The organism is Desulfobacter sp. (assembly GCA_028768545.1).
Lineage (GTDB): Bacteria > Desulfobacterota > Desulfobacteria > Desulfobacterales > Desulfobacteraceae > Desulfobacter.
The window spans coordinates 1,281,907-1,295,502 of the sequence record CP054838.1; the positions used below are offsets into that span (position 1 = coordinate 1,281,907).

13 protein-coding genes and 1 pseudogene are annotated in these 13,596 nt (G+C 47.6%); 7 read left to right on the forward strand and 7 right to left on the reverse strand.

Annotation, left to right across the window (positions count from 1 at the left end):
• Positions 1-185 precede the first annotated feature (185 nt).
• The 5 genes and pseudogenes from HUN05_06190 (at position 186) to HUN05_06210 (ending at position 5,614) form a co-directional block, all read left to right on the forward strand.
• Positions 186-1,283, forward strand: coding sequence for an iron ABC transporter substrate-binding protein (locus tag HUN05_06190; GenBank protein ID WDP84788.1), 1,098 nt, complete (start codon positions 186-188; stop codon positions 1,281-1,283).
• A gap of 7 nt (positions 1,284-1,290) precedes the next feature.
• Entirely contained in the window at positions 1,291-2,361 is a 1,071-nt protein-coding gene (locus tag HUN05_06195) for an iron ABC transporter permease (GenBank protein ID WDP84789.1), read from the forward strand.
• Positions 2,358-3,116, forward strand: a complete 759-nt coding sequence (locus HUN05_06200; protein WDP84790.1) for an ABC transporter ATP-binding protein — start codon at positions 2,358-2,360, stop codon at positions 3,114-3,116. The genes HUN05_06195 and HUN05_06200 overlap by 4 nt, the downstream gene beginning before the upstream one ends.
• A gap of 51 nt (positions 3,117-3,167) precedes the next feature.
• Positions 3,168-3,701, forward strand: coding sequence for a TraR/DksA C4-type zinc finger protein (locus HUN05_06205; GenBank protein WDP84791.1), 534 nt, complete (start codon positions 3,168-3,170; stop codon positions 3,699-3,701).
• 350 nt (positions 3,702-4,051) lie between these two features.
• A pseudogene (locus tag HUN05_06210) lies at positions 4,052-5,614 on the forward strand (molybdopterin-dependent oxidoreductase).
• Between the two features lie 6 nt (positions 5,615-5,620).
• On the opposite strand, the gene HUN05_06215 reads toward HUN05_06210, so the two are convergent.
• On the reverse strand, positions 5,621-6,790 hold the full coding sequence (locus tag HUN05_06215; GenBank protein ID WDP87949.1) for an IS4 family transposase: 1,170 nt from the start codon (positions 6,788-6,790) through the stop codon (positions 5,621-5,623).
• 144 nt (positions 6,791-6,934) lie between these two features.
• On the opposite strand from HUN05_06215, the gene HUN05_06220 reads away from it, so the two are divergent.
• Entirely contained in the window at positions 6,935-7,399 is a 465-nt protein-coding gene (locus tag HUN05_06220) for an ISAs1 family transposase (protein ID WDP84792.1), read from the forward strand.
• A gap of 11 nt (positions 7,400-7,410) precedes the next feature.
• Here the strand turns inward: HUN05_06220 and HUN05_06225 are convergent, their stop codons facing one another.
• Positions 7,411-8,622 (reverse strand): IS256 family transposase, encoded by a 1,212-nt coding sequence (locus HUN05_06225; GenBank protein WDP84793.1) that lies wholly within the window; start codon positions 8,620-8,622, stop codon positions 7,411-7,413.
• A 276-nt stretch (positions 8,623-8,898) separates the two neighbouring features.
• Complete coding sequence (locus HUN05_06230) at positions 8,899-9,141, reverse strand: NAD(P)(+) transhydrogenase (Re/Si-specific) subunit beta (GenBank protein ID WDP84794.1); 243 nt, start codon at positions 9,139-9,141, stop codon at positions 8,899-8,901.
• A 123-nt stretch (positions 9,142-9,264) separates the two neighbouring features.
• Here HUN05_06230 and HUN05_06235 point away from each other — a divergent pair, with 123 nt between their 5' ends.
• Entirely contained in the window at positions 9,265-9,666 is a 402-nt protein-coding gene (locus tag HUN05_06235) for a hypothetical protein (protein WDP84795.1), read from the forward strand.
• A 244-nt stretch (positions 9,667-9,910) separates the two neighbouring features.
• Here the strand turns inward: HUN05_06235 and HUN05_06240 are convergent, their stop codons facing one another.
• The 4 genes from HUN05_06240 to HUN05_06255 form a co-directional block, all read right to left on the reverse strand.
• Entirely contained in the window at positions 9,911-10,207 is a 297-nt protein-coding gene (locus HUN05_06240; protein ID WDP84796.1) for an NAD(P) transhydrogenase subunit alpha, read from the reverse strand.
• Positions 10,208-10,224: 17 nt separating this feature from the next.
• A complete protein-coding gene (locus tag HUN05_06245) occupies positions 10,225-11,373 on the reverse strand; it encodes an NAD(P) transhydrogenase subunit alpha (protein ID WDP84797.1) in 1,149 nt (382 codons plus the stop codon).
• 158 nt (positions 11,374-11,531) lie between these two features.
• Positions 11,532-11,981, reverse strand: a complete 450-nt coding sequence (locus HUN05_06250) for a hypothetical protein (protein ID WDP84798.1) — start codon at positions 11,979-11,981, stop codon at positions 11,532-11,534.
• Positions 11,982-12,253: 272 nt separating this feature from the next.
• Positions 12,254-13,594, reverse strand: coding sequence for a sigma-54-dependent Fis family transcriptional regulator (locus HUN05_06255; protein WDP84799.1), 1,341 nt, complete (start codon positions 13,592-13,594; stop codon positions 12,254-12,256).
• Between the last annotated feature and the right edge of the window lie 2 nt (positions 13,595-13,596).

Below are 13,596 nucleotides of genomic sequence, written 5' to 3' on the forward strand. Positions count from 1 at the left end.
AGGAATGAAAAAATAGACCTGTTCTTGACAAAAGCATATTTTTTAACTAAATGAATAAACAACTTTTGTCAGAAGACAAAGATGTAAATACAAGCGGTATACACATATAAATCAAAGCCACGGAGGCTTGTTGTTCCAGATGTCTGGAATGCATTTTCCGTGGCTTTTTTTTATTGGGGATAAAGATGAAAAAATTAAAATATGTTTTGTGGATTGTCGTGATTTTGTTTTCTGCTGGCAGTGCCGCGGCACAAGAGGTGACCGATGCCCGGGGCCGGACCCTGACTCTGCCGGACAGGGTGGAGCGGATCATCTGTTCGGGCCCGGGCTGCTTGAGGCTGGTCGCCTATCTTGGGGCCCAAGATCTGGTTGTGGGGGTGGATGATATTGAAACCCGGCAGCGTAAATTTGATGCAAGGCCCTATGCCTTTGCCAACAAGGACTTTCGGTCCTTGCCTGTTTTTGGGGGATTCAGGGGCCAGGATGATCCTGAGAAAATTTTAGGCCTTGATCCCATGCCCCAGGTGATTTTTAAAACCTTTAACGGTACCGGGTGTGATCCGGATGAGCTATGGAAAAAAACAAGGATTCCCGTGGTGGTCCTGGAGTATGGAGATCTTGGACAGGGAAGGTCAGATCTGTTTGCCTCCATTGACCTCATGGGCAAGATTCTGGACAAACAACCAAGGGCCCTGGAGGTGATTGATTTTTTCAAGGGCGAGATCCAGGCCCTGGCAGACCGTTCTCTGGATATGCCCGAAAAAAAAACATGCTTTATCGGAGGCATTGCCTTTAAAGGACCCCACGGCTTTCATTCCACAGAGCCGTGTTATCCCCCGTTTGAATTTGTAAACGGCCTTAACATTGCCGGCAAAGACCGCCCTTTGGGCAAAGCCCTTAAACAGACCCTCTTTTCCAAGGAAGAAATTCTGGAGGCTGATCCTGCCATTATTTTTGTGGATTTGAGTACCCTTCAGATGGGAGAGGGCCATGGGGGACTCTTTGAGCTGAAAACAGATCCAATCTACCAGGCCCTGACCGCGGTTCAAAAAAATCAGGTCTTTGGGGTGCTGCCCTATAATTGGTATAGCCAGAATTTTGGTTCCATACTTGCCGATGCCTGGTATGCAGGGAAAATTCTTTATCCGGACAGGTTCAAGGAGATTGATCCTGTGAAAGAGGCCGACCGGATCTATTCCTTTTTATTGTCAGTTCCGGTGTTTGAACAGATGAATGCCCTGTTCGAACACAAGGTCTTTACCCGGCTGGACTTGGAAAAATAGGGGGCATATGCATTTTGAAACATCAGGGTCTCCTGCGGCTTACCTGGGATATATACGCAAAAAAACTCTGTTTTTCTGGAGCCTGTGCACCATTTTAGTCGTTTGTTTTCTGGCTGCCATCAGCCTGGGGGCGGTCCATATCAACAGTCTGGATGCTTTAAAGGTGCTGGTCACAGGCTCCGGTGCCGTCAGGGATGAACTTATCATCTGGCAGATCCGGCTGCCCCAGGCCCTGACCGCCATGGTGGCCGGGGCAGGCCTGGCATGTTCCGGGGCTGTGATGCAGTCGGTGCTGAAAAACCCTTTAGCATCCCCTTTTACCCTGGGCATTTCCCATGCGGCGGCCTTTGGGGCGGCATGCGCGGTCATGGTCATGGGGTCCGGGGTCATGGCATCCAGCTCTGCCGATGCCCTTAATATTTCCTATCCTCTGCTCACGGTGGGCTCTGCCTTTTCTTTTTCCATGCTCACGGCAGGTCTGGTCATTTTCATTGCCGGGCGCCACGGGGCCAATCCCCAGGTATTGGTGCTCACAGGCGTTGCACTAGGCTCCTTGTTCATGGCAGGCACCATGCTGCTCCAGTTTTTTGCCGATGATGTTCAGCTGGCCGCCATGGTTTTCTGGACATTTGGGGATCTTGCCCGGGCCGATTGGTCAGATCTTAGGGTCTTGGGGCCTGTTACCCTGGTGATTCTTGTGTTTTTTCTGGTCAATGCCCGGTCTTTCAATGCCATGGCCCTGGGGGATGAAACCGCCCAGAGCCTGGGGGTGAGGGTGAAATCTCTCAGACTCTGGGCAATGATGGCAGCGTCGCTGACCACGGCCGTGATCATTTCGTTTGTGGGCATTATCAGCTTTGTGGGCCTTGTGGCCCCCCATATTGTCAGACGGGTTATCGGGGATGATCATTATTATCTGTTGCCGGCCACCCTGGTTTCAGGGGCACTCATCCTTCTGGGATCGGATATTACGGCCCGTCTTGTGCTTTTGCCCCATGTGCTGCCGGTCTCCATTCTCACCTCTTTTTTAGGGGCGCCCGTGTTTATCTATCTCATACTCAAAGGAGAGCATTCATGATGTTTGAGGTCAAGGATTTAAGCTTTCAATATAACCAGGACAAGGTGCTTGAGGATATTGGATTTTCAGTCCAAAAAGGAGAACTCACCGTCATCCTGGGGCCCAACGGGGTGGGCAAGACCACCCTGCTCAAGTGTCTGAACCGTATCTTTACCCCCCAAAAAGGATCCGTGCTTGTCAACCAGATGGATATCAGGGCCATGGGGGTCAGTGATATTGCCAGGCATATCTCCTATGTGGCCCAGGAAAATCCCGGGGGACGGCTGACAGTATTTGATGCCGTACTCATGGGACGGACCCCCCATATGCGGTACAAGGCAGGGCCTGAAGATATTCAAAAAACCCATGCGGTCATGGACCATCTTAACCTGGATCGGATGAGTGTGAAATATTTGGACCAGCTTTCCGGGGGGGAACTTCAAAAGGTGGCCATTGCCAGGGCCCTGGTTCAGGAGACGGATCTGCTCTTAATGGATGAACCCACCTCCAGCCTGGATTTGAAAAACCAGACCGAAATTCTCGAGTTGATCCGGCATATTGCAAGGTCCCATGAAATGGCCGTTGTGATGACCATGCATGATTTGAATTCTGCCTTGCGGTATGCGGATCAGTATATATGTTTAAAAGACTGCCGGGTTCTGGGCGCAGGACTGATCGGTGAGATCACACCGGAGTTGGTGACCCGGGTTTACGGGCTGCCTGTGGAGATTGTGCATCACAGGGGATGTCCCATGGTGGTGCCCGTGGCCGCCTGATTGCAGCGGTTTGACCGGCTGATAAATGAATCAAAATCAAGGAGAATATTTATGGGATGTGCAGTGGATACCAACTTAATTGAGGCAACGATTTCCTTTCACGGCCATAGCTGCCCCGGCCTTGCCATCGGGATCAGGGCAGCGGAACTGGCCATGGAAAAACTTGAAATTCAAAAGACCGCCAACAGTCTTTGCGTCACAGAAACAGATATGTGCGGGGTGGATGCCATCCAGTTTCTCACCGGGTGTTCATTTGGCAAAGGCAATCTGGTGCACAAGGATTTCGGCAAGTCTGCCTTTACCTTTTTTAACCGGGATACGTCCCAAGGATTCAGGGCCTTGTTCTTGGACAACGGCCCCCAGCAAGAAGACAGGACCGCTCGGATCCGGCAGATTATGGCGGCAGATCTTGAAGATATATTTGAGGTCCAGAAGATTGATGCGCCCCCGGTCCGGCCGGCCCGGATTTTAAAGAGCATTGTCTGTGATAAATGTAAGGAAATGACCATGGAATCCAGGATCCGGCTGTTTGGGGGAGAACAGCTGTGCATGCCCTGTTTTAAAGCTGTGGAGCAAAAGATTTAGGATGGCGGTGGTGCAATAAAAAAGATGCGCCGCAATGATTTTATTGCATGTCTTTCAAAAAAGGCTCACATGGGCAGATCCGTTCCCTGGCGGATTTCCATGGGAGCCTTTTATGATTTAAAATCCCCGGGACAGGATCGTTAACAAATTCGTCTAATCACAGCGAAATGTTTTTTTGGTATGAAATTATCTATAAATTCAAGGTGTTGGTTTTGTGCGGTTCAGAAAGACAGTTCTTTTCTGTCCTCCTGGCATGGTTATGGCTATACTCATGGATCATGAAATTGATTTAAAGTGACTGGATCCGGGCGTAATTTCCCGGCAAGGCGAACCTCCAGAGGAGAGCAAATATGTCAAAACGTTCTGTGTTCAGTGTATGTGGTATGTGTACTGTACGCTGTCCCATTAGTGTAGAAGTGAAAAACGGCCAGGTCTCATTTGTTAGGGGAAATCCCCATGTGCCGGCCATGAAAGGGGCAGTCTGCCCCAGGGGGGCTGCTGGAAAAGCCCTGCTCCATGATAGTGAACGCCCCCAGACCCCCCTGATCCGGGAGGGTGAGCGGGGTGAGGGAAAATGGAGAAAGGCCACCTGGGACGAGGCTTTGGATTATTTGGCCGACCGGCTGAACAGGATTAAAGAGGAGCACGGTCCACGGTCCATTTGTTTTACTGACCGGGGCGGGCCCTTCAGGGATATGCACCGGGCTTTTTTAAAGGGTCTTGGCACTCCCAATTATAATAATCATGATTCTTCCTGCGCCAGGAACGTCCAGCATGCAGCCCTCTCCCTTACCGGCATGGGACGTAAGGCCGTGGCCTACGATCTCAAGAACTGTAAACATGTGGTCCTTCAGTTCAGAAATATTTTTGAGGCGGTGAATGTTCAGGAGGTTAACAACCTTATGGATGCCATGGAAAATGGATGCAGGCTTTCTGTTATTGATATCCGATCCAATGTCTCTGCTGCCAAAGCCTCCAGGTTTATGAAAATTAAACCCGGAACAGACTATGCACTTAACCTGGCCGTTATCCACGAAATTATCAATAAGGGTCTTTATGATGAGAGGTTTGTCCATAAATATGTGGAAGGGTTTAAAGCGCTTCGGCAGTTTGTCACTCCCTATACCCCTGAATGGGCTGAAAAAGAGACCGGGATACCGGCCTCAACCCTTTGCCGTTTTGTGGAAGAACTGACGGCTACCGCCCCCGCCGTGATCTGGCATCCGGGCTGGATGGCGGCCCGGTACAAGGATTCCTTCTACGTCTGCCGTTCCATCTATATCATTAATGCCCTTTTGGGCACCTACGGTGCCAAGGGCGGGCTTCCCTTTGTGTCAAAACCAAAGGATGTGGGCGCCAAAGGACTTGCCTCCTTTATGGATCTTTATCCCAAGCAGGAAGAAAAACGGGCCGACGGGGTGGGGTGGAAGTACAAGCAGTTTGAAACGGGCCCGGGTCTTGCTCACCTGCTCTATGAGGCCATTGAAAAACAGGACCCCTATCCAATCAAGGCCTATATTGCCTATCGCCACGATCTACTTATGGGATATCCTGAACCTGACCGGATCCGAAAGATGTGGGAAGAACTTGACCTTCTGGTCTCCGTGACCTTTTCCTGGTCAGATACCGCCTGGCATTCTGATTTGGTCCTGCCCCTGTCCACCTATCTGGAGAGGGAAAGCATCATTGCCACGAAAAATGCACTCAAACCCCAGTTTTTCGTTCGCAACAGAGCCGTGGAGCCCAGGTACGACACCCGGGCCGACTGGGAGATTATTTCAGGTCTTGCCCGGCGAATGGACCTGCCGGATCTGGTCTTTGACAGTGTGGGGGATCTGTGGCGTTTCCAGTTTAAGGGCACAGGATTGACCATGGAAGATTTTTCTGAAAAAGGTCTGGTTTCTCTCAGTGATGTCCGGTTAGGTTTTTGCTTGCTCAATAATTTTTTGATCTTTGACAATATTGTCCCTGTTTGAACTATGAGAGCCCTGCTCCTCGCAGCCAAACAGGTCATTTAGAATGGCGGTTCGCAGCTGCCGAACTCTTTTGATCGTGACCTTTTCATTAAACTGTTTTTGGCAATGGATTGCCAGTAACAGGTAAGTGATAAGGCCGCCAAGAATCTGAACCATAAGGCCGTATTCACTGCGGGCAATGAGATGATATACCTTCAGATGTTCTTTCCACCATTTGAAAAAATCCTCAATGGTCCACCGGAGTTTATAAATTGTTGCTATTTGTTCCGCTGTTAAATCATGCCTGTCAGTTGCCACATAGTATTTGACGCCAGCAATTTTATAGCCAACAACCCGAACAGGCCTTTTCGTCTGGTTTTGATTCGGAGTACCAAGTTTAACCAGTGCATCATAAAAAATGTAGCTGTCGGAAGGGGTCTCGTGGTTATCAATAATTGTTCTTGTTGTCCTGGTTTTTATACGGCAGACAAAATGTTTGCCTTGCTCCTGAAGCAGGTCAAATTCTTTATGGGATTGATATCCACGATCCATAACACCTGTTTGCCCCTTGGAAAGTATTTTGGGAACAAAAGTGCGTTCAGCGCCGTTGCCTTCAGTCAAAAAGATTTTGTTTGGGATTCCGTGATTAATGTCAAATCCGCAATGTACTTTGGCTTTTTTACTTCCTTTTCTGTAGTTCGCCCAGTGCATTGAAAGGACTGCATTTATGAGACTACCGTCAATGGAAACCAACTCTCCTAACTCGGCGTGTTCACCCGGATGACACTCAAGAGCCTGTTTATAAAGATCCTCAAAGATAAATTGCAGTTGTTCGAGTCCCCTGTGATTGATGGCTTCACAGAAACTACTACGGCTGATACCACCGTCTGGCGCAATATTTTCTTTAGCAAAAACATTCTCCTTGAGATCCTGAATTAAATGTCGGGCAGACTTGTGCTCCTGAAGATGGAAATAAACCAAAGCATTTATCTGGTCTTCGAATGTCATTTTTAAAGGGCGGTCTCCTCGAGATTGTAATTCCGGTGCTTTTGAAAGTGACTTTATCAGAGGGCACCTGAAATTGTCAAAGTTCAGGGACCGTAGTTGTTTTTTAGGGACTGAGATGTGCGTCATTTGAGCTCCTTGAGTTAAATTTTCAAGGCGCACAAAAATTTTTACGCACATTTGTCAACACAAAACAGACTGTTTTTTCAATGATTTTAGATGCTTTTTATATGCAACAACCTAACCGGACACTACTGCAATAAAATGGAAGAAATGAAAAATCAGGGGTACCAGTTTAATGAACAGACCAGTGTTGACGGAGGGCACGGTCGAGTCGAAACGCGCAGGGCTGTGATAACCTCTGATATTGATTGGTTTGAAGATAAAAAAAGTTGGAAAGGTTTGAAAAGTATTGGAATGATTGAATCCACCCGGGAAATGGACGGCCAGATCAGTCATGAAAAGCGATATTATATATCGAGCCTGGATAGCGACCCCAATATTTTTGGTAATGCTGTCAGGAGGCATTGGGGAATTGAAAATTCAGTGCATTGGATATTGCGTTCCGTGAAGACGAAAGGAATGTTCAGAATTCTGTGTCACGGTTTCGGTTCCCGGATCTGTCTCGGCACCAGCGGAAGTAAAAGCCAGGTCCGAGAATGGGCCTTCAATCTGCCACGTCGGAGGAGTTGGCTTTTGCTGGAGCGGAGTTCCTGGAACCATCTTTTCCATCTGTAAATAAATCCCTATCAAATTCCCAGCTCTTTATCCAGCCGGCCTTCAAAGAAAATTGCCAACTGGGAAATTGTCAGTGACCAGTTTTGAACCGGCATTGTCCATTTCTTACTGGCGTTCTGGATCCCCATGTAAAGCAGCTTTAACAGGCTGTCCTGGTTAGGAAACGATCCCTTTGTTTTGGTCAGTTTTCGAAACTGTCGATGCACAGCCTCAATGGTATTTGTGGTGTATATTATCCGTCGGATCTCTTCTGGATATTTAAAGAAATGACTGAGGCGCTCCCAGTTGTTCCGCCAGGATTTTATCACAATCGGGTATTTGTCATTCCATTTGTTTTCCAAAATATCCAGTTCTTCTTCGGCCAGATCCTTATTAACCGCTTTATAAACACGTTTTAGATCTGCCATAAATTCCTTTTTATTTTTGGAACCAACGTATTTCAATGAATTTCGGATCTGGTGGACTACGCAGAGTTGAACTTCTGTGTCCGGGAATATGGTCTCAATGGCCTCGGGAAAACCTTTCAGACCATCAACACAGGCAATCAGGATATCTTTTACCCCTCGGTTTGAAAGGTCTGTTAACACCTGCAGCCAGAAGTTCGCACCCTCATTCTCGGATATGTACAGCCCAAGAACCTCTTTGCGGCCCTCGATATTCACCCCAAGAATTGTGTAAACGGCTTTGCTGCCGACCTTTCCGTTTTCTCGTACTTTATAATGTATGGCATCAAGCCATACGATTGGGTACACATTTTCCAACGGCCTGGCCTGCCATTCTTTAACGGTATGAATAATTTTATCGGTAATAGCGCTAAGGGTGGCATTTGAAATCTCAAGTCCATAGATTTCCTGTAAATGGGCAGCCATGTCATTATAGCTCATGCCCAGGCCGTAAAGGGCTATTATCTTTCTTTCAATTTCATCGCTGAGCGTTGTTTGGTGTTTTTTGACGATTTGTGGAGAGAAGGTTCCGTTCCGATCACGCGGGGTTTTTAGCTCAAATTTACCATCCAGGGACTTAATGGTCTTTCTGCTTTTTCCATTACGGCGGTTGGCAGAAATTTCCTGTCCGAGATGGGACTCCAACTCTCCTTCAAGAGCAGCTTCCGCAAGATTTTTGATTAATGATGTAAGGACGCCGCCCTTACCTGTGAAGGGTTTACCTTCCTGAATACCTTTAAGAGCTTTTTGAAAATCAAATTCGGTGTTGTCTTCGGTCATGTCAGTTCTCCTTATTTAGCTGAGTATATCAGCTTTGATTCAACTGACACAGAATTTTGAACGCCCTCAAGACGAAAGCAGAGTCAGAAAGGGGAACTCTCCTGATAATTTTGCAGCGATTCGGCACATTGCATTAAATTTATTACGGAACAATAAGACATTTAAAGGGAGTGTAAAAACCAAAAGGTTGAATGCTGCTATGGATATCAAATATCTGGAGGAAGTTATGTTTGGATGATACTTGAACTAATCAAAACTATAGGCACTTTACAATATTTATATGCGTGAGCCCTGTTCAAATTGTGCCTGGGCCACTGCCATGCCGTATCCGGGGACGATGACTGTTTTTTTGCATTGAGGATTTTTTCGGCCATATCTTTGATCGGGTTTGGTTTTTCCGGGCTCGGCTGAGTTGTTTCCGGGTCTGGCTGTGATTTGTTGGTTTTGTCCGGGTCCAGGTCCCTTGTTTTTGCCAGGGGCACAAAGACCCTGTAAAGGGATCTGTTCATTGCCTGGCACATCACATGGGTCAGAACGGAACCTGAGGCTGCCACTGCCGCACCACAGGAAATCAATAATTTATTACACAGAACCATGCCGCAAAGGGCCGCGGCAAGACCGGTGGTTGCATTGAGAAAGGATATGAGCACCGGCATATCTGCACCGCCCACACGAATGGCAAACAAAATACCGAATACGGTTGAGGCAAGGATAATGGCAACCCAGATGCAGATGGCCAGGGGTAACGCCAGAGAGGCGGCCAATCCAATCGATATCAGGAAGGTTACCATCAAAAAGAGGGAACCGAGGATGAGGGTGTGGTGTTTAAGTTCCACAGGGGGCTGGTTTAATCGGTTGGCAAGCTTGCCTGCGGCAATGATTGAGCCCGAAAGGGTGAATGCCCCCATGGCCAACCCGAGCAGCCCGGATATTTTATTGACAATGGAAAGGTTGCCCGCCCCCCTTGTCAGTTGGACAAAGGCAATTAAAAAAGAGGCAAACCCGCCTGCACCGTTTTGGAATGCCACCATTGACGGAATTTGAAGCATATTGATCCGGGAGACCACCCACACCCCTGCCAGGGACCCGATCAACAGCGCTCCTGACAGAACGTACGGATGGCAGGGGGGGGGTCTGAACAGGACAATGCCTGCGGCCATGACCATGGCAATCGCTGCAATCATATTTCCCCGTTTGGCCCGATCCGGGTGTCTGAACATCCAGATGCCCCAAAAGATCAGGCCGAGAATAAAAAAATCCAGCCCCTGGTTTAATATTCTTACCCCCATTATTGGCCCTCCCCTGCGTTTTTATTCTTGAACATCCTCAACATTCTGCCGGTGATGGTAAAACCGCCGATAAGATTAAAGCTGGCCATTATCAAGGCAATCCCTCCAATGATTTGTTCAAAGGGGGTGGATTCAACTGAAAAAAGAACCAGGCAGCCTAAAATGGTGACCGCAGATATGGCATTGGTCATGGACATGAGCGGGGTGTGAAGCAAGGATGGAATCTTGGAAATCAACACGTATCCCATGATGAACGAAAAGATAAAAACACCTGTGACTAAAACAATATTTGCCATGGTCGTCTCCCGAAATTTTATTGGTCGCTAAGATTTATGGCCTTGAGGGTGCCCTGGTGGTACAGTTTTCCCTTGTGGGTCACAAGAGATTTGCTGACGATTTCATCGTTCATGTCAAACTCTTTTGAGCTGCTGTCTTTGCAAAGGTTGTTGGCATACAGCCATGAAGAATGGATCGGCAGAGAGCCGGGGATGTTTTTAATGCCCCAGATATAGGTGCCCTGATGATTTATTTCCTTTCCGGGAGAGGTCATTTCACAATTTCCCCCCTGGTCTATGGAAACATCAATAATGACCGATCCGGGTTTCATGGATTCAACCATCTCTTTGGTGATCAAATGCGGGGCCACTTCGCCGGGCACCAATGCGCTTAAAATAATAATATCCGATTGGGCCACCTGGGGGGCCAGATACTCACGTTCCTTTTCAAGCCACTCATTGGACAATGCTTTGGCATATCCGCCGTCTCCAATGGTCACTTCGGGCGGCACATCAAACCCTGTAACCTTGACCCCTAAGCTTTCAGCCTCTTTTTTTGCGTCAGGGCGGATATCCACGGCTTTGACAGCCCCGCCCAGGCGTTTGCCGGTGGCAATGGCCTGCAGCCCCACAACACCTGTACCCACAACCATAATATTGGCCGGCTTGATCATGCCAATGGATGTCCCGATCATGGGGATAAATTTGGGAAAGTGGGCAGCGGCCATGATAATGGCTTTATACCCTGTGATGGCACTCATGGAGGTCAACGGGTCCATCCGTTGTGCCCGTGAAATTCTGGGAATGCCGTCCATGGTAAATGCGGTGATCTTTTTTTCCATCATTTTTTTGACATCATTGTGATTGGACGGTGCTGCCGGGTGCAAAAATGTAACCAGGATCTGATCTGGTTTGAGCATATCGATTTCGTGTGTATTGAAGGCCTCGTTAAAGAGGGGTTCTTTGACCTTTAAAATAATATCAGAGCTGCCAAATACCTCTGCTGCATCCCTGGCAATGGTGGCCCCTGATGCCGAATATTGATCATCACTTGCAAAGGCACCCTCTCCGGCACAGGTTTCAACCATGACATCAAACCCGAGTGTTTTGAACTTTTCCACGGTTTCCGGCAATGCTGCGACCCTGTTCTCATTTTTCATTATTTCTTTTGGAATACCTATGATCATTCTATGCTCTCCAATTTTTATGAGATGTTTTTGTCATTCCCTGATTTTTAAATTTGGGTGCCGGACCTGCTGTACTCCTCTTTGTTGCGGAGCAGATATGAACAAACCCAGGCCCGGCACCAATATTCTTGTCTATTCTTATTTTATCCTGGTGCGGGTCAGGCAACGGCTGCAACCTTTTGAATTTGCACCAGGGCAAGCTCCAGAGCAGCATGGAAAATTGGCGGCTCCGGAGAAGAAAGCAGGGTTGTCACTTCATGGTTTGCCTCCTTGACAAAGACCCGGACAAGCTCGCTATTGCCACCGCTGTTGTCCGTGACAACGGGTACAAGGGTGGACAAGGCCTCTACGGCCATTATTCTGACATTATAGTAGAGATCTGTTCGTTTGATCAGTTCAACCAGTTGTTTTGCCGTATCAACACTCGGGGCTGTCAAGGCTGATGAGGCTTCAACCGCCGCTTCTCTCAACCGCCAGTTTCCGTCAAAGCGAAGTAGCCGGATCAGTTCATCTTGATGATTGTCTAAGGTTCCCCCCTCTTTCAAATTTTGCAGTTTGTCTAATGCACCGCCCCAATCCATCAGATTTCCAAAGATGTCATCTTTCATTATTCCTTCAAGTTGGTTTTAATAAACCCATATCTTGTTTTTCTGTTTTTTTTTGCCTGGGCTGCACCTGTGACCTAATCCTTATATGGGTCATGTCTCCGGATTTTTGTCTAAGATAAAGAGCAATCCCTGTACCAAAGATAAAGAAAGGGTAACTGCTTGAAATCATGGTTTGTTTTAAAGAAGGTACGGAGGGTGTGTCCGGATCAGGACGTTGCAAAATGCAACAAGGATGCAGATTGCATCAGTTGAAACAAGAGACTTGGGACGGTTTAAATTTTAAAGCGTTTCATGATCCGGTATAGGGTGGAACGATTGATACCCAAAATTTTAGAGGCCTTGGTTTTATTGCCCCCGGTGGTTTCCAATACCTCCTGAATATGGTTCTTGCTCATGTGGTCCAGGGAGTTAATATTCCGGCGGGGGGTATTGGAGACGGTTTGTTTTAGAATGCCCGGAAGGCTTTGAACGGAGAGAATGGAATCTTCTTCGAACAGAGTTGCCCGTTCAATGATATTTTCAAGTTCTCTTACATTGCCGGGCCAATGATAATTTTCCAGCAGTTTTAGGGCATCTGAAGATATCTTATCAATTTGTTTTTTATTTTGAGCTGAATATTGTTTTAAAAAATGGAAGGCCAGCAGGCCGATGTCATCTGCGCGCTCACGTAATGGCGGTAAATGAATGGTGACAACGTTGAGTCTGTAATACAGGTCTTCTCTAAAGTCTTTTTTTTCAACCAGATCCTCAAGATTTCTGTTTGTCGCAGCGATAATCCGGACCCTGACATTTTTTCTTTTAAACGATCCCACCGGCTGGATTTCTCCGGTTTCAATGGCTCTTAGCAGCGCCTGCTGCAAGCCTTTGCCAATATCACCAATTTCATCCAGAAACAGGGTTCCCCCATCAGCCGCTTCAAAAACCCCCTGCTTATCCGAGACCGCCCCGGTATAGGCCCCTTTTCGGTGGCCAAAGAGTTCGCTGGACATCAGGTTTTCATTGAGGGCCGCACAATTGACCGGTATGTATGGTTTTGACGCCCGGTTGCCATTATGGTGTATGGCCCTTGCGACCAGGTCTTTTCCGGTCCCGGTTTCTCCACAGATCAACACCGTTGTTCGGGAGTCTTTTACATGGTGAATGGTCTTAAACAAATCTGCCATGGAAGGGCTGGTTCCAATGATGCTCTCAAAGGTATACTCGTTTTTCAGACGAATTTTTGAGCGGGTATTGTCCACAAGCAGGGCTTTTTTTTCCAAGGTTTTTTTTACGACCCGCTTGAACTCTTCCATATCAAAGGGCTTCATAATATACTCTTCCGCCCCTTCTTTCATTGCAGATACGGCAGTATCAACGGTCCCGTATGCTGTTATCATGATAAACATGATGTTTGGATCATATTTTTTTGCCGCTTTTAAAACCTGTTTGCCGTCAATGCCGGGCAACTTAAAGTCGGAAATAATCGGGTCAAATGACCTTGCTTTTATACATTGAAGGGCATCTTCCCCGGACGCTGCGGAAAAGGCTTCATATCCCTGTTTTTTGATGACATGCACCAATCCCCTGTTCAGGTTAAGATCATCTTCAACGATTAAAATTTTGAACCTACGCATGG